Source organism: Parafrigoribacterium soli (assembly GCF_040227235.1).
Lineage (GTDB): Bacteria > Actinomycetota > Actinomycetes > Actinomycetales > Microbacteriaceae > Parafrigoribacterium_A > Parafrigoribacterium_A soli.
In genome coordinates this window covers 467116-484582 of sequence record NZ_JBELNZ010000003.1, presented here as the reverse complement: position 1 = coordinate 484582, position 17467 = coordinate 467116, and the positions used below count along the sequence as shown (strand labels likewise).

Below are 17467 nucleotides of genomic sequence, written 5' to 3'. Positions count from 1 at the left end.
CTGACACAAAGGGAAAGGGACGGCGCCCTGTCGGGCACCGTCCCTTTTCGAAGAAGGAGACTACTTCGCGGCGGCCTTCAGCTTGCTGCCCGCGCTGACCTTCACGCCGTAACCGGCGGCGATCTGGATGGCCTCACCCGTCGAAGGGTTACGACCGGCGCGCGCTGCGCGGTGGGTGCGCTCGACCGCGAGCCAGCCCGGGATCGTGACCTTCACGTCGTTGCCGACGGACTTCGCGAGGGTGTTGAAGAGAGCGTCGAGAACGGTGTTCACCGAAGCCTGGCTCTGGCCAGACTCAGCGGCAACAGCCGCGACGAGCTCGGTACGGTTTAGTGACTTGTCAGCCATCGAATGTCCTCCTCGGACGATATGTGTTGCAGTACGAGCGTGTCAGCCGATCAGGCTGCCCGTCCGTTTGGATCGGATCAGTGGTTGATCAGTACGGATCCTCCGTGACCAATGATCACGTCGAATCGACTGTAATTTACCAGCTTGACTTGGTAATTCCGGGCAATTCGCCGCGGTGCGCCATATCGCGGAAGCGCACGCGCGAAACACCGAACTGCTTGAGGAAACCGCGCGGGCGGCCGTCGATCGAGTCGCGTCCACGAACGCGCACCGGAGAGGCGTTACGGGGAAGCTTCTGCAGACCGAGGCGTGCGGCCTCGCGCTCCTTGTCGGTCGACGCGGGGTCGACGAGGGCCTTCTTCAGCTCGAGGCGCTTGGCCGCGTAACGGGCGACCACGACCTTGCGCTGCTCGTTCTTGGCAATCATGCTCTTCTTCGCCATTGTTAGCGCTCCTCGCGGAATTCGACGTGCTGGCGCACGATGGGGTCGTACTTCTTCAGCACGAGACGGTCAGGGTCGTTGCGACGGTTCTTCTTGGTCACATAGGTGTAACCGGTGCCTGCCGTCGAACGGAGCTTGATGATCGGACGAACGTCCTGCTGCTTGGCCATTAGATCTTCTCCCCACGGGCAAGGATGTCCTTGACCACGGACTCGATGCCGCGAGCGTCGATGACCTTGATGCCCTTGGCGCTCAGGGTCAGCGTGACGTTACGGCGCAGCGACGGCACGTAGTAGGTCTTCTTCTGAATGTTCGGATCGAAGCGTCGCTTGGTGCGACGGTGCGAGTGCGAAATGTTGTGCCCGAAGCCGGGAACGGCGCCGGTCACTTGGCAGGTTGCTGCCATGTCATCCTCCATCAGTACCGTAAGGCGATCTGCCTTACCCAAGGTCTCTTGTCGGCACACGCAACCCCACATATGGTGAAAAAGGTGGGATTCGCGCACATGGGCACACGGAGATACCGCGGCCAGCGACCAAGCTTACGTGCCAGGCGCGCACAGCGCAAACGCTGATCGGTCTGGGCTGCGAGCGGCGTGGCGGGTTTCGATGCCCTCCTGCCTCGCTACTCAACCCGCTGTGGTGCGCTGGCGCTGCAGCTCGCGCAGAGCCCGAAGACGTCCACGACGTGGGTGGGCTGGGTGAAACCGTGCTCGGCTGCCACGGTCTTCGCCCAGACTTCAACGGCATCCGCCTCGATCTCCACGGCGAGACCGCAGTTTCGGCAGATCAGGTGGTGGTGATGCTGACCGGGCGTGCAAGCCCGATACAGGCTCTCGCCCTCGGTCTGCAGCGAGTCGGCCTCGCCCTCGCCTTCAAGGTCGGCGAGCGCGCGATACACGGTGGCGAGTCCGATCGGTGAGCCCGCATCGCGAAGCTCGGAGTGCAGCGTCTGCGCACTGATGAACCCGTCGCTGTCGCCGAGCGCCTCGCGCACCGCCTCGCGTTGCCAGGTGTTTCTCTTCACCGCATCCTCCCTTACAGCGCGATTCTAGGCTTCGACCGTGCGAGCCGGCAGGCGGCCGTTCTGACCGCGACGGCTCCTGCGAGCGCCGACGATGCGGCACACGACGTAGATCAGGAACGAGATGGTCGTGACATACGGACTGATCGGCAGACCACCGAGAGCCAGCAGGATGCCACCGACGACCGATACCACGGCAAAGATCACACTCAGCAGGGGTGCGAGCAGCGGCGAGGCTGTTACTCGCATCGCCGCGGCAGCGGGCGTCACGAGCAGCGAGAGCACGAGCAGGGCGCCCACGATCTGGATGGCGACGGCCGTCGCAAGCCCAAGCAGGATCATGAACACGATGCCAAGGGCGCCGACGGGAAGTCCCTTGGCGCGGGCGACATCCGCATCGACGCTCGCGAAGCTCAGCGGCCGCCAGATCACGAGCAGCGCCAGGATGACGACCGCCGAGATGATGACGAGCGTCAGCAGTTGCGGGTTGTCGACCGAGACGATCTGACCGGTGAGGAGGCCGAACTTATTGGCGCTGCGCCCCTTATAGAGGGCGAGAAATAGAATGCCGAGCCCCAGCCCGAATGGCATGAGCACGGCGATGATCGAATTGCGTTCCTTCGCTCGGGCACCGAGCACGGCAATGAGCAGGGCAGCCAGCAGCGAGCCGGCCACGGACCCGGCGACGACGTTCACCCCGAAGAGCAGGGCGGCGGATGCCCCGGCGAACGACAGTTCGCTCACGCCGTGCACGGCGAAGGCCAGGTCGCGCGTCATGACGAACGGCCCGATGAGGCCGCCGACCACGCCGAGGATGGCACCGGCGAAGATCGAGTTGCGCACCAGAACGAGCAGTTCGCCGTAGTTGGCGAATCCGAAGATCTGCGACCAGAAGTCCCCACTCACGGTTCCGACCTCGCCGTTCCGTGGTGTTCCAGGTGATCGTGCACGCCGTAGCCCTCCGGCGCGCCAAGCACGACGATGCGGCCGCGGCTGCGGATGACCTCGACCGGAGTGTCATACATATAGGAGAGCACCTCGGAGCGCAGCACCTCGTCGGGGGTACCGACCTGAAAGCGGCCGCCTGCCAGGTAGAGCACTCGGTCGACCATGCCGAGGATCGGGTTGACGTCGTGCGTCACGAAGACGACGGCGGTATTGGTGGCCTTGCGCCGCTCGTCGATGAGTTCGCTGATGCCGCGCTGGTGGTGCAGGTCGAGCGAGAGCAGGGGTTCGTCGCAGAGCAGCACGCGGGGGTTGCCCGCGAGGGCCTGCGCCACCCGGATGCGCTGCTGCTCACCACCGGACAGTGTAGCGACCGGTACGTTCGCATACTCGCGCGCGCCGACGGAGTCGAGCGCCGCGTCGACCGTGCGCCGTACCGCCTTCGACGTGAGCGGCGGACCCCAGCGGTGGCCGTCGACGCCGAGGGCGACGAGGTCCCGCGCGCGCAGCGGCGTGCCCTGCTCGAGAAGCTGCTGCTGCGGAATGTAGCCAATCGCCCGGGAGCCGCGGCGGATCGGTTCGCCAAGGAGGCTGACCGAGCCGGAGGTGAGTCGCTGCTGGCCGAGAATCGTCTTCAGGAGGCTCGTCTTACCGGTGCCGTTGGGTCCGAGCACGGCGAGGAACTCGCCCGGCTGCACGTCGAGGTTGAGACCGCGCCAGAGAACGCGTTCCCCGAAGGCGAGCGTCGCGGCGCGAAGGCTCAGGACCGGCTCGGCGATTGCAGTCTCCATCAGCTCAGCGCGGCCTTCACCGCGTTAAGGTTGTCGGTCATCCAGCCGATGTAGTCCTTGCCGTCGGGGAGGGTCTCCGTCATGCCGATCGCTGGAACGCCCGCGGCCTTGGCCGCAGCGAGCACCTGGTCCGTCTCCGGGCCGCCGGTCTGCTTATTGTAGGCAAGCAGCGCGACGCGGTGCTCCTTGAGCAGTGCGAGCGTTTGCCTCAGCACGTCGGGGGCGACATCCGTTCCCGCCTCGATCGCCTCACTGAACGCATCCGGGGTCTTGTCGACCAGGCCGGATGCCGTGAGCAGATACAGGGGAACCGGCTCGGTGATCGCGACACCCTGCCCCGCCGCAGGCCCCGCCTTGATCGCGGCCTCGTCGGCCTCGAGCCCGCCGAGCGCCGTGTCGAACGCCCTCGCGTTCGCCGCGAAGGTCGCGGCGCGCGACGCGTCGAGGGCGGTCAGCGACCTCGCGATGCGAGCCGCGACCTTGCGCACGGTCGGGAAGTCGTACCAGATGTGTTCGTTGAGCCCGGTGCTCTGGTAGCCGGAGATATTCACGGCGTTGAGCACCTGCGCGGTGCTGTTGCCCGCGCCGCCGAGCAGGGTGCGCGCGAAGTCGTCGTAACCCCCGCCGTTCTCGATGACGATGTCGGCCTTCGACAGGGCGAGTTGCACCTGTGCGTTGGCCTCATAGGAGTGCGGGTCCTGTGCGGGGTCCGAGATGATCGAGGTGACGTGGATGGCGTCGCCGCCGATCTGCTTCGCGACATCGCCCCAGACGTTGGTCGACGCGACGACCGAGATCACGCCGTCATCCTTCGGCGAGGTCGAGCTCGAGCAGCCTGCGAGCGCGGTCGCCGCGATGGCGAGCGCCGCGAACAGAGCTGTGGCCTTGGTGGTGGAACGCATGAGAGGTGCCTTCTAAGCCGGAGAGCCCGACCGGTAATGAGATTCGTTATCATTAGTATGGCATAACGAAGCGCGCGCATCGCATTGGGGGCGAGATTCGCGCTTCGACAGGCTCAGCGACCGCGTTCCCTGAACAGGTCGAAGGGGCTCAATCGAGCAGCAGAGCGGGCTCCTCGATGATGCTCGCGACATCCGCCAGGAAGCGGCTCGCGACATCTCCGTCAACGATGCGGTGATCGAAGCTCGCGCCGAGCGTGGTCACGTAGCGCGGCCGAACCTCGCCGTCCACCACCCACGGCTTCTGCTTGATCGTGCCGAGGGCAACGATCGCGACCTCACCCGGATTCAGGATCGGCGTGCCCGTGTCCATGCCGAAGACACCGATGTTCGTCACCGTGATGGTGCCATTCGACATGTCCGCCGGCTGCAGTTTGCCCTCGCGGGCCACGTTCGTCATGCTCTCGATCGCCTGCGCGAGTTCGCGCAGCGAAAGCTCCTGGGCATCCTTGATGTTCGGCACGACGAGGCCTCGTGGGGTCGCCGCCGCGAAGCCGAAGTTGACGTAGTGGTGCACGACGATCTCTTTGTCGCTCCAGGTGGAGTTCACAGTGGGGTTGCGCCGAACCGCCCAGATCATCGCCTTGGCCATGATGAGCATGGGGGAGACCTTGACTCCCGCGAAGTCTGCGGAGTTCTTGAGCCGCTTGACGAACTCCATCGTGCGGGTCGCGTCGACGTCGACGAAGACGCCGACGTGCGGCGCCGAGAAGGCACTCTTGACCATCCCCGTGGCGATCGCCTTGCGCACGCCCTTGACCGGGATGCGCTCCTCACGTTCCACACCCCACTCCGGGGTTTCGATGTTGCGGAACACGCTCGCCTGCGACGCGGCGCGCACCACGTCGTCACGAGTGACCTCTCCGACGAGGCCCGTCGCCTCGACGACCGAGAGGTCGACGCCGAGGTCCTTGGCAAGCTTGCGGATGGGCGGCTTCGCGATGACGTTCGTTGTCGCTGCCGGTACGGCAGGGCGCGCGGGAGCCGCCGTGCGGGCGCGCCGGGAGTTCACCTGCCCCTTGAGGCCGTAGCCGACGAGCACGGCGCCGGAGGAATCCGCATCGGACTCTGTCGCGATGCTGCTGGTGGTGTCTGCGACGGCCGTGTCGGCATCCGGAGTGTTCGGCTCAGTCCCGTCTGACGACACCGTGATGATGGGCGTGCCCACGTCGACGGTCTGTCCCTCTTCGACGAGCAGCGCCGTGACGACGCCCGCGAACGGCGAGGGAAGCTCCACGAGCGACTTGGCGGTCTCGATCTCGACGAGCACCTGGTTCACCGAGACGGCGTCGCCGGCCTTGACCTTCCAGGCCACGATCTCCGCCTCGGTCAGTCCCTCGCCGACATCGGGAAGGGTGAAGTTCGAGCTGCTCACGATGGCGCTCCTTCGTTCTGGTTGCTGCGATATAGATCTAGGTCGAAAAATACAGCATGCGCCTAATAGGCCATGGCTCGATCCACTGCCTCGAGCACCCGGTCGGCGTCGGGGAGGTAGGTGCCCTCGAGCTTCGCCGGCGGGAAGGGCGTGTCGAACGCGTTCACCCGCAGCACCGGGGCCTCGAGCGAGTAGAAGCACTGCTCGGTCACGGTGGCCGCGATGTCGGAGGTGATGCTGGCAAGGCCGGGAGCCTCGGATGCGACGACGAGTCGACCGGTCTTCTGCACCGACTCAATGATGGGGCCGTAGTCGAGCGGCGAAAGCGATCGAAGGTCGACGACCTCGACGCTCGTGCCCTCGGCCTCAGCGAGTTCGGCCGCCTGCAGCAGCACGGTAACCATGGCGCCGTGGCCGACGAGCGTGACCTGCGTGCCGGTGCGCACCACGCGGCTGGCGTGCAGCGCGGCGGCACTGGCCGAGAAGTCGACGGCGCCCTTGTTCCAGTACCGGCTCTTCGGTTCGAAGAACAGCACGGGATCGTTCGAGGCGATCGCCTCCTGGATCATCCAGTACGCGTCGTTCGGGGTGCTCGGGCTCACGAGGCGAAGCCCCGGCGTGTGCGCGAAGTAGGCCTCGGGGCTCTCCTGGTGGTGCTCGACCGCGCCGATGTGCCCGCCGTAGGGCACGCGGATGACGACCGGCATCCGGATAGCGCCCTCGTGCCTGCTCGTCAGCTTCGCCAGCTGGGTGGTGATCTGATCGAAGGCGGGGAAGATGAAGCCGTCGAACTGGATCTCGCAGACCGGCCGGTAGCCGCGCATCGCGAGTCCGATTGCGGTGCCGACGATGCCGGATTCTGCGAGAGGAGTGTCGAAGACGCGCTTCGACCCGAAGTCCGCCTGCAATCCCTCGGTCACCCGGAAGACGCCGCCGAGCGGGCCGATGTCCTCGCCCATGAGGAGCACCTTCTGGTCGTCCTCGAGCGCCTTGCGCAGTCCGGCGTTCAGGGCCTTGACGAGCGGGATCTCCTGCTGTTCGGCGGTCATGCGCCTCCTCCGAAGGAGTTCTCGTAGTCCTCGAGCCACTTCTTCTGCTCGACGATCAGCGGGTGCGGCTCCGAATACACGTGATCGAAGATGAGGTCTCTGGAGGGAAGGCCGAGTTGCAGGGTCCTGGCACGCACATCCGCGGCGAAGTCTTCGGCCTCGACCGTGAGTTCCGCGAAGAACGCGTCGCTCTCGCCGCGGGAGCGCAGCCAGGTCTCGAAGCGCACGATGGGATCGCGAGCGATCCAGGAGTCGAGCTCCGCGTTCAGCCGATACTTGCTGGGGTCGTCGCTCGTGGTGTGAGCGCCGATGCGGTAGGTGAGCGCCTCGATGAACCGCGGTCCGCCGCCCGAGCGCGCCTCGTCGAGGTTGCGGCGGCTGACCGCGTAGCTCGCGAGCACATCGTTGCCGTCGATCTGGATGCCGGGAATGCCGAAGCCGCCCGCGCGCTGGGCGAGCGGACCGCGCGACTGCACGTCGACGGGCACCGAGATCGCCCACTGGTTGTTCTGCAGGAAGAAGACCTCGGGCGTCTGGAAGCTCGCGGCGAAGACGAGCGACTCGCTGACGTCTCCCTCGCTGGTCGATCCGTCACCGAAGTAGACGATCACCGCCTCGTCACGCTCGGGGTCGCCCGTGCCGCTCGCTCCGTCGAGGGCGATGCCCATCGCGAAACCGGTGGCGTGCAGCGTCTGCGTGCCGAGCACGAGCGTGTAGAGGTGGAAGTTGCCGCACTCCGCCGGGTTCCAGCCGCCATTCGTGACACCGCGCATGAGCCGGATGATGTCGATCGGGTCGACTCCGCGATCGAGCGCGACCGCGTGCTCACGATAGGAGGGGAAGGCGTGATCCTGGCTGCGCAGCGCGTGCGCGGAGCCGACCTGGGCGGCCTCCTGCCCGTGACTCGGTGGCCACAGCGCGAGCTGGCCCTGCCGCTGCAGGTTGGTGGCCTCGAGATCGAAGCGACGGGTGATCACCATGTCGTGGTGGAAGCGACGAAGCTGGTCGTCATCCAGAGCTTCGATGTATGGCAGGTATTGCTCGGTCGACTCCCCGGTGACCAGCGTGCCCTCGGGAGAGAGTAACTGGACCGTCGTTGCAGTTCCTGCCACGATTACCTCGCCGTTCTGTCTGAGCTTGGGTGCTGGGCTTCGGGTTCTGGACTTCGGATACCGCACCACCGGACCTTCACGGGCGCAGTGTGCGACACCGCCTGCCGCACCAGATCTCTAATCTAGCCGCGCCCCGGACACCGTACTTGGTAGGTCACGCACAACCTCTGCCGAAGCCTTTAGGAGTTTATCCACAGACTGCGGCTCCCCGATCGAGACCCGGATGCCGTCGGAACCGAGCGGGCGCGCCACGATTCCGTGGGCGGCGAACACCTCCGCGACGCGCGCGGTCGCCTCACCCGTCTCGAGCCAGACGAAGTTGCCCTGGGGCTTCGGCACGTTCCAGCCCTGGTCGATGAGCGCCTGCCAGATCTGGTCGCGCAGCACCGTCAGCCGGGCGACCCGCTCGAGCAGCGCATCCTCGTGGTCGAGCGAGACGAGCGCCGCGTGCTGCGACGGTGTGGTGACCGAGAGCGGAATCGCGGTGGCGCGGGCGGCATCCAGGATGTACGCGGGGCCGATCGCGTAGCCGATGCGCAGGCCGGCGAGACCATAGGCCTTGGAGAAGGTGCGCAACACGACCACGTTGGGGTAGCGGCCGAGCACGTCGACACCCTTCACGGCATCGGGGTCGGTCACGAACTCGCCGTAGGCCTCGTCGAGCAGCACGAGAACGTGCTGGGGCACGGCCTTCATGAACTCGGCGAACTCCTTGGCCGTCACGATGGTGCTGGTCGGGTTGTTAGGGGTGCACACGATCACGACGCGGGTGCGATCCGTGATCGCGGCGGCCATCGCGGGTAGGTCGTGCCTTCCGTCGGGCAGCACGGGGACCTGCACGCTCGTGGCGCCGGCGACGGTGACGAGCCCCGGGTAGGCCTCGAAGGAGCGCCAGGCGTACAGGACTTCGTCACCCGTACTCGCTGCCGCCTGGATGAGCTGCGCGATGATCGAGACGGAACCGGCGCCGAGGTGCACCTGCTCGATGCCGACGTTATAGCGGTGGGCGAGGCGCTGGCGCAGGTGAATGCCCGCGGCATCCGGATAGCGATTGATGCCGCTGGCCTTGGTGACGGCCTGCAGAACTTCCGGCAGCGGGTCGAACGGATTCTCGTTGGACGACAGCTTGAAGGCATCGTCGGCAGCCGGCTTGCCCTGGGCATAGGCGGCGAGCGCCGTGATCTCCGGGCGAAGGCGAACCGGGGAGGCGTCTGGACTGGTCACCGTCCAAGCCTAGGGCGGCCGGGTCCATTGCGGCTCGCCGAGGGGGCAGGGCATAGTGGTGCAATGTCAAGATTCCTCGTTCGCCTCGTCATCAACGCCGTCGCCCTCTGGCTGACCACACTTATCGTCCACGGCGTGACGGTGCGGCCATTCGCCCCGGGGGACACTCTCGCGTGGGTGCTGACCTACCTGCTCATCGCCCTCGTCTTCGGCGTCGTGAACGGCCTGATCGGCAACCTCATCCGCATCGTCGCCTTCCCGCTCTACATCCTCACGCTCGGCCTGATCGCTCTCGTCGTCAACGCCCTGCTGCTGCTGCTGGTCAGCTGGATCACCACTCTGCTCGGCTTCGGGCTGTACATCGCGGGCTTCTGGTGGGGCGTGCTCGGCGCGCTCGTGCTCGCACTGCTCAGCTGGCTCATCGGCATCCTGCTGCGCCCGGTTATCGGTCGCAGGTAGCGCTCATCCGCCGGTTCTGACCGCGTGGAAGTAGCTGGACTGCACCTCCGTCGTTCCCTCGGTGAAGTGGCGAAGGGCATCCCGACTGTCGGCAAGCCTCTGCTCGTCTGAGGCGTCGGCGAGGCTCGCGGTCTGCCGATAGTTCGAGAGTTCGTGAGCGGGAAAGAAGATGTCGCCCGAGTACGGATGGTCGCCGTACACGGTGAGCGTGACGAGCACGGGGTCTGACGACTTCCACACGCCGCCGGTGGCGGGCACGAGGTCGTCGGCGTGCTCGAGCGCGACGTACGGGATGTCGTGCGGCACCGAGACGCCTCCGGCAGGCCCGCCGAAGGTGACGAGCCCGCGGGTGTCGAAGTCTCCGGATGCCGCCAGCTGGGCCGAGAGCAGGCCGCCCTGCGAGTAGCCGGTGAAGACCACGGGCGTGGTGGAGTCGATGCCCGCCTGCTGCATCGCCTGCCGCGCCGCGACCATCGAGCCGGAATCGGCTCCCGCCACCGCATTGAGGTTGCTCGTCATGTCCCACGGCTCCGTGCTCGAGACGACGGAACCGTCAATGGTGCCGCCGAGGTACACCTCGAAGTGGTCGGGACCGTCGGGCTGCGAATACCGGTCGATGCGGATCTGATCATGGCCGGTGGGTATCCGCCGTGCGCGTTCGGCGAGGCCGATCGCGGGCGGCGCACCGACGCGGGTGGAACTGAGAGTGGTCGTCACCGGCGTCTCCCGCAGCGCACCGGCGGCGCCCGCGACTCCCACAGCGACCGCGGCCGAACTGCCGACGCCGAGGATGCCGAGGCCGTCGTCTCCGAGTAGCTGGGCAAGCGGCTCGGGCAGGTGCACGAGCCCCTCCCCGAAGTCATCTGCGCTCGAGACCGCCAGCCGCACGAAGCTTACGAACCGTGGGTCGCTGAGGATGCCCTTGTTCGCCTGCACCCACTCGTTCATCGTCTTCTCGCGGCGCGCCTCCGGCGTCATCAGCCACCCGCCACCGGCTGCTCCGGCCGCCGTCAAGGCGATCGGAAACAGAATGGGGAGCGCGAGAACACCGGCCACCGGAGACCAGAACCCGAGTTGATAGGCGATGGTCGCGCTCAGCTGCCTGGCCCAGCCGTCCACCGCGGCCTCGGCATTGCCGTAGGCGGTGGCGGCATCCGCGATCCCTCGGGCGAGAGTCGACGCGCGCTCTCGGGATGAGTGCAGAGCGTCCTGCGCCTCGGCCATCGCCCGCTCCGCGCGCATCGCGCTGAGCGGCGCATCCGCCGCCCGCATTCGCGCGCGACTCACCCTGCCGTCGATGGAGCGCAGCCTGGACCGGCACACGTTCAGTTCCTCCGCCAGCCGCTCGAGGTGCCGCTGCTGGGAGAGGAGCGCTGAGGTGGCGACCTCGGTCGATCCACCGCCGGAGATGATGAGGTCATCCGACACGAGCACCCAGGCTTTCTGCGGCACGCCGCGACTCGTGAAGTGCCGACCGCAGCCGATCCTCCGCGGTGGTCAGATCGGCTCGCAGCAGATCGAGGGACCAGCTGTAGACGAGCTGCGCGAGGCCCCGCCAGTCGCGTCCAGGACTCGTGGGCATGAGCGCGGCCGCGTGGGTAAAGCGGGTGAGCACGGCATCCAGCTCTCGCGACTGCTCCTCGAGCGCCCGCCGCAGTTCGATCGCGGCCGCGTCCTGGGGCACCGCCCCGAAGGCTGCCTCCGCACCATACATAAACGCCCCTTCCGCCAAGCGCCCATTCTGCTTCGATCGCGGCACCGGCATCCGCTCGCTCGCGCGGTCCGTGCGCTGTGCACCCGTTGCCACCCCTGTGGAGGAGTGGAGCGAAAGACCCGGGTGAGCAGCGCCCGATTCTGCGGGAGAATGAACCATGAGCTTCGACCGCACACTCGATGAGTCGGCGCTGTTCAGGATCTGTTTCGTCTGCACCGGCAATATCTGCCGCTCGCCCATGGCCGAGGTGGTCTTTCGCGACATCGTGAAGCGCGCCGGATTCGAGGGCAAGGTCACTGTCATCTCCGCCGGCACGGGTGACTGGCACGTCGGCGAGCGCTCGGATGATCGCACGGTCGCCGCGCTCTCGGCGCGTGGCTACGATGGGTCGCGGCATCGTGCGAAGCAGTTCGACACCGAGTGGTTCGACAACCTCGACCTGGTCGTGGTGTTCGATCGAAGCCAGGAGCGCATCATCCGAAGCTGGGCGAACACCGAAATCGACCGGGGCAAGGTGCGGCTGCTGCTCAGCTTTGACAGCGAGCAGGCCGCGCAGGTGGATGTGCCCGACCCGTATTACTCCGACGCCGCCATGTTCGACTCGGTGCTCGGCATGATCGAGAAGTCCAGTGCGGCGCTGTTCCGCCAAATCGAACCAGGAATTAGAGGCGTAGTCGCATGAGCCCACTGCCAGAACAACCGCTGAGTCCCCTCGATGGCCGCTACCGCGCCGCCGTGAGCGATCTCGGCGAATACCTCTCCGAGGCGGGGCTCAACCGCGCGAGGGTGCAGGTGGAGGTGGAGTGGCTCATCTACCTCACCGGCCATGAGTTGTTCGGCGCCGAGCGCCTCACGGCAGAGCAGGTCTCGTCGCTGCGGGCGCTCATCCCCGCGTTCGGCCAGGTCGACATCGATGAGCTCGCGGAGCTCGAGGCGACCACCCGCCACGACGTGAAGGCCGTGGAGTATTACGTGCGCGCGCGCCTCGCCGCCCTCGGTCTCGACCGGATTGCCGAACTGACGCACTTCGCCTGCACGAGCGAAGACGTGAACAACCTCTCCTATGCGCTCACCGTGCGTGACGCCATGCGCGAGGTTTGGCTGCCGAAGCTCGACGAGGTGATCGAGGAGCTCGCGATGCGCGCCGTTGACCACCGGGCGGATGCGATGCTCGCGCACACCCATGGCCAGCCGGCGACCCCGACCACCGTGGGCAAGGAGTTCGCGGTCTTCGTGATGCGCCTGAAGCGGCTGCGCGAGCAGCTCGGCCGCATCGAGTTCCTCGGCAAATTCAGTGGTGCAACGGGAACCTTCGCCGCCCATGTCGCCGCAGACCCCTCGCAGGACTGGCCGGCGATCTCGAAGGAGTTCGTGGAGTCGCTCGGCCTCGACTGGAATCCGCTCACAACCCAGATCGAGTCGCACGACTGGCAGGCCGAGCTGTACCAGAAGGTCAGCCACGTGAACCGAGTGCTGCACAACCTGTGCACGGATGTCTGGACCTACATCTCGATGGGCTACTTCACCCAGATCCCGCAAGCCGGGGCCACCGGCTCATCCACCATGCCGCACAAGATCAACCCGATCCGCTTCGAGAACGCGGAGGCGAACCTCGAGCTGTCGAGCGCGCTGCTCGATTCGCTCGCCAGCACCCTCGTGACCTCGCGCCTGCAGCGCGACCTCACCGACTCCACCACCCAGCGCAACATCGGTGTTGCGTTCGGTCACTCCGTGCTCGCACTCGACAACATCCTGCGGGGGCTCAGCGAGATCGCGGTGAACCGCACCGCTCTCGCCGCCGACCTCGATTCCAACTGGGAGGTGCTCGGCGAGGCCATCCAGACGGTGATCCGCGCCGAGGTCACCGCTGGCCGCAGCTCGATCGCCGACCCCTACGCGATGCTCAAGGAACTCACCCGGGGCAAGAAGGTCGACCAGGCGCAGCTCATCGCCTTCGTGAATGGCCTCGACATAGGGGCGGATGCGAAGGCTCGCCTCGTCGCCCTGACCCCGGCCGGCTACGTCGGTCTCGCGAGCGATCTCGTGGAGTACGCGGAGTAGTCGGCCGTCGGGCGCTCGCTGTTAGTGCGCGCCGCCGTCGCGCTTGTGCGCATCCTGATCCTGCAGGTCGAGCTTCTCTTCGGCGTTGGGCTTCATGGAGAGCTCGAGCAGGGCGATGGTCACGAGCGTGACGATGAAGGCGACACCGAAGAACACGATCGCAAGCAGCGGTTCTCGGGTCGTACCCAGGACGATGAGGCCGGTAAACAGCGCCAGCACGCCCGCGATCAGGAGGAACTCGAGCGGGCGCAGCCGGTCACGGCGACTTGGCGTATTCATGCGGCCGGGCCGCCTTTCGTCTGGGTTTCCGCGGGCACTGCCGAAGCGGATTGGGTTCCCCACTTGGCCGAGAAGCCGGCGATGAGGAGGTAGATGGCAAGTATCGCGCCGTAGGCCCCGAGGATGCCGACAGCGACGATCGACGCATCGAGCACGCCGGTCGTTCCCTCGGGAGTGCTCACGCGCTGGTGCAACTCCGGTGGCACCAGCAGGAACGCGACACCCGCGAGAACGGTGAGGATGCCGCCCACGCGCCAATCGCCCGAGGCGATGAAGCGCCCACGCGTTCGCAGCCCGCTGTACAGCTCGAGAAAACCGGTGAGAAGAGCGAAGACGGTGAAGAGGCTCAGGAGCGCGACGGTGCCGCCATCCTGCAACAGCATGGCCAGCAGTCCCAGCACGACGGCAATCGCACCCTGCGTGACCAGGGACGGGCGAACTCCGCTCACCGCCAGGCGGCGCCAGGAAAGCGAGGCCAGCAGGGCTCCGCTCACCATGGCAAAAACGCCGAAGGTCACCAGGCCGAGGCGCGCAGAGTGATCGGCGGTGAAGGTGATCGAGAGGCCGATCACGGCCGCAGGGACCGCGCGAATCAGCGGCACCGGCCAGTAGGCGGCGCGCTGCGCAGCGTTGTCCTGAAGAGCGGACACGTGACCTCATTTCGCGGGGAACAACAGTGCCCAGTTTACGCATCGCCGCTTGCGCCCGCGGCGCCGCTCGGGCTCGTCACAAGCGGCATATCGGCCGTGCTGGCTTAGCCTTGACCCGTGTCGACTCCCCCCGCTGCGATCTCGCTCTCGCGTATCCGTCACTACCCGGTGAAGTCCTGCCGGGGCCACGACCTCGACAGCGCCGTGATCGAGCCCTGGGGCATCGCCGGTGACCGACGCTGGATGCTCGTCGACCGCAAGGGCGTCGAGGTCACGGCCCGCAAGCATCCGCGACTGCTGTTCGTCACGCCCAGCATCGCCGAGGGCGGACTGCTGCTTGAGCGCCCGGGCACGGAGGCGCTGTTCGTGCCGTTCCCCGACGCCTCGGAGCTCGTGCCCGTGACGATCTGGAAGAACCCGGTGGATGCCGCTCCCGCGGCTGCGGAGGCAAGCGCTTGGTTCAGCGAGGTCGTCGGGTTCGCCGTGCGGCTCGTCTACCTCGACGATCCCACCCGTCGGCGCACCAACCCGCAGTACGGCCTCGACACCGATGTCGTCACCTTCGCGGATGCCTTTCCGCTCACGCTCACGAGCGAGAGTTCGCTGGCCGACGTGAACTCCTGGATCTCGCCGACCGGAGAAAGCGAGCCGCTGTCGATGGTGCGCTTCCGCCCGAGCGTTGTGGTCACCGGCGCCGAGGCCTGGGAGGAGGACTCGTGGCGTCGCCTTCGCATCGGTGATGCGCTGTTCCGGGCGGTCAAGGCGAGCGCGCGCTGCGTTCTCACCACGACCGACCCCGACACGGCCGCCCGCGGCAAGGAGCCGCTCGCCACTCTCGCGCAGCACCGGCGCTGGGACTCGAAGGCCTGGTTCGCGATCAATCTGGTTCCCGATAACCCGGGCGCTGTCATCCGCATCGGTGACGACGTCGAGGTGCTCGAGCGGGTCGCCTCCCTCGAGCCTCAGCGCTAACGGCGGGCTCCCCTCGCCGGCACAAGCCCGCGTATAAGGTCATACGTATGGCTATCGACCTACCCTCGCCCGCGGGACTCATCCCTCGGCGCGCGCCCGCAGAGCGACTCGGCGTCGCCGTCGTGGGAGAACTCGTCGAGTTGATTGTGACGGGCCAGCTTTCGGAGGGCGACATGCTCCCTCCCGAGGGCCCGCTGAGCGAACACTTCGGGGTGAGCCGCACCGTTCTTCGTGAGTCGGTGAAACGGCTGGAAGAAAAGGGACTGGTGATCGTCGCCCAGGGACGCGGTACCCAGGTAAACGCGCCGGGATACTGGCACATGCTCGATCCGGTCGTGCTGTCTGCCCTGATCGACAACGACCAGAGCCTTGGCGTGCTCGATGAGCTGACGGTCGTTCGTGCGAGTCTCGAATCGGTCATGGCGGGAGCCGTGGCCGAGTCGCACAGCCAGGAAGAGCTGCGGCGACTCGAGAATGCCCTGACCGCGATGCGGGAGAGTGAAGCAGAAACGGATTCCTTCCGTCAGGCTGACGTCATCTTTCACTACGCGATGATGGAAATCTCCCGCAACCGTCTGGCAGAAAACATCGCCAAGCACCTCTACAAGAGAGCGGTGGAAAGCAGCCGCTATCAGGGCATCAATACACCGGATGCCGTGTCCCTCACTCTCGCCGAACACGCCGCTGTCGTCGACGCCGTGGCGAAGGGTGACGCTCGCGCCGCCGAAAAGGCGATGAGCGAGCACATCCACACCTCGTGGGAGAGGCGCCGGCTTCCCGACCATTCACCGCGTATGCGCGGCAACGCACCCAAGCGTTAGGCGATCCGTACAGCGGTCGACCCATCCCGAACTTCTCGAGCACGGGCGCTGGGCAGGTTCACTTCGCCGCTCCAGGCAAGGCGCTGTCGATGATGTCTGGCTCCGACACCATCCTGAGGGCTGCACGCAGCGGGCGGACGTGCGGACCGGTGGATGGCGCGGAAACGGACTCTGATCCTGCTTGCATAACCGACTCGTCCACCTCGATGCCGAGTCCGGAGCGTTCGCCCAGAACGATGCCACCATTGTCGAACTCCTGGTCGACATCGAGACCCACCGGCATGGCCAGGTCCTGCACCTCGTGGGTGAGCATGTTCGGCACCGCCGCGGCCGCGTGGGCAATCGGGTTCGCGTTGTACGCGACGGGGCTGACGGGAAGATCGTGCGCGTGGGCCACAACGGCGACGCGCAAGAAGTGCGTGATTCCCCACACCGAACCGACCTGAACGACATCGAGCGCGCCCGCGTCGAGGAGGGGGCGATACTGCTCCAGACCGGTGAGGTTCTCACCGCTGGCAACGCCCGGCGTGATCTTGCCGCGGAGCATCGCCATTCCGCGCGCATCCCAGCGCCGCAACGGCTCCTCGATCCAGGTCAGATCGATGCGCTTGTCGACTTCAGACAGGTAGCGCACCGCTTGAGCGTGATTCCAGGCCTCGTTCACATCGAGCATGACCGCGGGATGGCGGCTGTTGGGACTCAACGCACCGCGCAGTATCTCGAGGCGCGGAAGGTCGCGATCGAGGTCGCGGCCGCCCTTCAGCTTGCCCGCCTTGAAGCCGCGGTCCGCGAATCGGCCGTATAGGGCGGCCAGTTCGTCATCGCCCGCGCCGAATTCGAGACCGGAGGCGTAACCCGGGATGAATCGATCTCGCGCGCCCAACAGTCGCCACAACGGTTGGCCAGCGGCCTTGGCCTTGATGTCCCAGAGGGCCATGTCGATCGCGCCGATGGTGCCGAACGTCGACCCGGCGTGGCCGGCCTTGAACACCCAGCTCAGCATCCGGTCATACAGCGCCGTGACCGCGAGCGGATCTTCTCCCTCGACGGCGGGGAAGACTTTCTGCATCTCGGCGTGCTGGCCGAGGCCGATACCCTCGATCCCCGCGTCGGTTTCAATGATGAGAACGTGAACCAGCGTTCGGTTTCCGCTCATCACGCCATTGACGTCACCGGTGGGCCGATTCCAGTCGTGGAAGGTCGTCAGACTGCGGTACCCGGTGATTTTCATGCTGCTTCTCCT

The 17467-nt window shown here is 66.5% G+C and carries 22 protein-coding genes; 5 read left to right on the top strand and 17 right to left on the bottom strand.

The genetic code is table 11. From position 1 onward, the window contains the following. Positions 1 to 60: 60 nt before the first annotated feature. From ABUA37_RS10635 to hisC, 12 genes are all read right to left on the bottom strand, one after another. A complete protein-coding gene (locus ABUA37_RS10635) occupies positions 61 to 348 on the bottom strand; it encodes an HU family DNA-binding protein (protein ID WP_325519815.1) in 288 nt (95 codons plus the stop codon). Between the two features lie 136 nt (positions 349 to 484). Beyond that, positions 485 to 790, bottom strand: coding sequence for a 30S ribosomal protein S14 (gene rpsN / locus ABUA37_RS10630; RefSeq protein WP_349899166.1), 306 nt, complete (start codon positions 788 to 790; stop codon positions 485 to 487). A gap of 2 nt (positions 791 to 792) precedes the next feature. After that, entirely contained in the window at positions 793 to 960 is a 168-nt protein-coding gene (gene rpmG / locus ABUA37_RS10625) for a 50S ribosomal protein L33 (protein WP_325519819.1), read from the bottom strand. After that, positions 960 to 1196, bottom strand: coding sequence for a 50S ribosomal protein L28 (gene rpmB, locus ABUA37_RS10620; RefSeq protein ID WP_349899165.1), 237 nt, complete (start codon positions 1194 to 1196; stop codon positions 960 to 962). The genes rpmG and rpmB overlap by 1 nt, the downstream gene beginning before the upstream one ends. 218 nt (positions 1197 to 1414) lie before the next feature. Beyond that, entirely contained in the window at positions 1415 to 1816 is a 402-nt protein-coding gene (locus tag ABUA37_RS10615; protein ID WP_349899164.1) for a Fur family transcriptional regulator, read from the bottom strand. A 24-nt stretch (positions 1817 to 1840) separates the two neighbouring features. Next, on the bottom strand, positions 1841 to 2719 hold the full coding sequence (locus ABUA37_RS10610; RefSeq protein ID WP_349899163.1) for a metal ABC transporter permease: 879 nt from the start codon (positions 2717 to 2719) through the stop codon (positions 1841 to 1843). Continuing rightward, positions 2716 to 3549 (bottom strand): metal ABC transporter ATP-binding protein, encoded by an 834-nt coding sequence (locus ABUA37_RS10605; RefSeq protein ID WP_349899162.1) that lies wholly within the window; start codon positions 3547 to 3549, stop codon positions 2716 to 2718. Before ABUA37_RS10605 ends, ABUA37_RS10610 begins: the two co-directional genes overlap by 4 nt. Continuing rightward, positions 3549 to 4451: a metal ABC transporter solute-binding protein, Zn/Mn family gene (locus tag ABUA37_RS10600; RefSeq protein ID WP_349899161.1), complete on the bottom strand. Its 903-nt coding sequence runs from the start codon at positions 4449 to 4451 to the stop codon at positions 3549 to 3551. Before ABUA37_RS10600 ends, ABUA37_RS10605 begins: the two co-directional genes overlap by 1 nt. A 148-nt stretch (positions 4452 to 4599) precedes the next feature. Next, positions 4600 to 5883 (bottom strand): dihydrolipoamide acetyltransferase family protein, encoded by a 1284-nt coding sequence (locus tag ABUA37_RS10595; RefSeq protein WP_349899160.1) that lies wholly within the window; start codon positions 5881 to 5883, stop codon positions 4600 to 4602. A gap of 62 nt (positions 5884 to 5945) precedes the next feature. Then, positions 5946 to 6932 carry an alpha-ketoacid dehydrogenase subunit beta gene (locus ABUA37_RS10590; protein ID WP_349899159.1) on the bottom strand — a complete coding sequence of 329 codons (987 nt, stop codon included), beginning with the start codon at positions 6930 to 6932 and terminating at the stop codon, positions 5946 to 5948. Continuing rightward, positions 6929 to 8044, bottom strand: coding sequence for a thiamine pyrophosphate-dependent dehydrogenase E1 component subunit alpha (locus ABUA37_RS10585; RefSeq protein ID WP_349899158.1), 1116 nt, complete (start codon positions 8042 to 8044; stop codon positions 6929 to 6931). Before ABUA37_RS10585 ends, ABUA37_RS10590 begins: the two co-directional genes overlap by 4 nt. A 117-nt stretch (positions 8045 to 8161) precedes the next feature. Further along, positions 8162 to 9268, bottom strand: coding sequence for a histidinol-phosphate transaminase (gene hisC, locus ABUA37_RS10580; protein ID WP_349899157.1), 1107 nt, complete (start codon positions 9266 to 9268; stop codon positions 8162 to 8164). 63 nt (positions 9269 to 9331) lie between these two features. On the opposite strand from hisC, the gene ABUA37_RS10575 reads away from it, so the two are divergent. Continuing rightward, on the top strand, positions 9332 to 9727 hold the full coding sequence (locus ABUA37_RS10575; RefSeq protein WP_349899156.1) for a phage holin family protein: 396 nt from the start codon (positions 9332 to 9334) through the stop codon (positions 9725 to 9727). Between the two features lie 3 nt (positions 9728 to 9730). Here ABUA37_RS10575 and ABUA37_RS10570 read toward each other — a convergent pair whose 3' ends face one another. After that, the gene (locus tag ABUA37_RS10570) at positions 9731 to 11179 is read right to left on the bottom strand and encodes a hypothetical protein (RefSeq protein WP_349899155.1); all 1449 of its coding nucleotides are present in this window, start codon (positions 11177 to 11179) and stop codon (positions 9731 to 9733) included. After that, positions 11145 to 11441 (bottom strand): hypothetical protein, encoded by a 297-nt coding sequence (locus ABUA37_RS10565; RefSeq protein WP_349899154.1) that lies wholly within the window; start codon positions 11439 to 11441, stop codon positions 11145 to 11147. The genes ABUA37_RS10570 and ABUA37_RS10565 overlap by 35 nt, the downstream gene beginning before the upstream one ends. Before the next feature lie 157 nt (positions 11442 to 11598). On the opposite strand from ABUA37_RS10565, the gene ABUA37_RS10560 reads away from it, so the two are divergent. Both ABUA37_RS10560 and purB read left to right on the top strand, forming a co-directional pair. Beyond that, positions 11599 to 12123, top strand: a complete 525-nt coding sequence (locus tag ABUA37_RS10560) for a low molecular weight protein-tyrosine-phosphatase (RefSeq protein ID WP_349899153.1) — start codon at positions 11599 to 11601, stop codon at positions 12121 to 12123. Beyond that, positions 12120 to 13502, top strand: coding sequence for an adenylosuccinate lyase (gene purB, locus ABUA37_RS10555; protein WP_349899152.1), 1383 nt, complete (start codon positions 12120 to 12122; stop codon positions 13500 to 13502). Before ABUA37_RS10560 ends, purB begins: the two co-directional genes overlap by 4 nt. 21 nt (positions 13503 to 13523) lie before the next feature. Here purB and ABUA37_RS10550 read toward each other — a convergent pair whose 3' ends face one another. Both ABUA37_RS10550 and ABUA37_RS10545 read right to left on the bottom strand, forming a co-directional pair. Further along, positions 13524 to 13781 (bottom strand): hypothetical protein, encoded by a 258-nt coding sequence (locus tag ABUA37_RS10550; protein WP_349899151.1) that lies wholly within the window; start codon positions 13779 to 13781, stop codon positions 13524 to 13526. Then, the gene (locus tag ABUA37_RS10545) at positions 13778 to 14431 is read right to left on the bottom strand and encodes a DUF308 domain-containing protein (RefSeq protein WP_349899150.1); all 654 of its coding nucleotides are present in this window, start codon (positions 14429 to 14431) and stop codon (positions 13778 to 13780) included. The genes ABUA37_RS10550 and ABUA37_RS10545 overlap by 4 nt, the downstream gene beginning before the upstream one ends. A 117-nt stretch (positions 14432 to 14548) precedes the next feature. Here ABUA37_RS10545 and ABUA37_RS10540 point away from each other — a divergent pair, with 117 nt between their 5' ends. Then, positions 14549 to 15403, top strand: coding sequence for an MOSC domain-containing protein (locus ABUA37_RS10540; protein WP_349899149.1), 855 nt, complete (start codon positions 14549 to 14551; stop codon positions 15401 to 15403). 47 nt (positions 15404 to 15450) lie between these two features. Beyond that, a complete protein-coding gene (locus ABUA37_RS10535) occupies positions 15451 to 16224 on the top strand; it encodes a FadR/GntR family transcriptional regulator (protein WP_349899148.1) in 774 nt (257 codons plus the stop codon). Positions 16225 to 16282: 58 nt separating this feature from the next. Here the strand turns inward: ABUA37_RS10535 and ABUA37_RS10530 are convergent, their stop codons facing one another. Beyond that, on the bottom strand, positions 16283 to 17455 hold the full coding sequence (locus tag ABUA37_RS10530) for a mandelate racemase/muconate lactonizing enzyme family protein (protein WP_349899147.1): 1173 nt from the start codon (positions 17453 to 17455) through the stop codon (positions 16283 to 16285). Between the last annotated feature and the right edge of the window lie 12 nt (positions 17456 to 17467).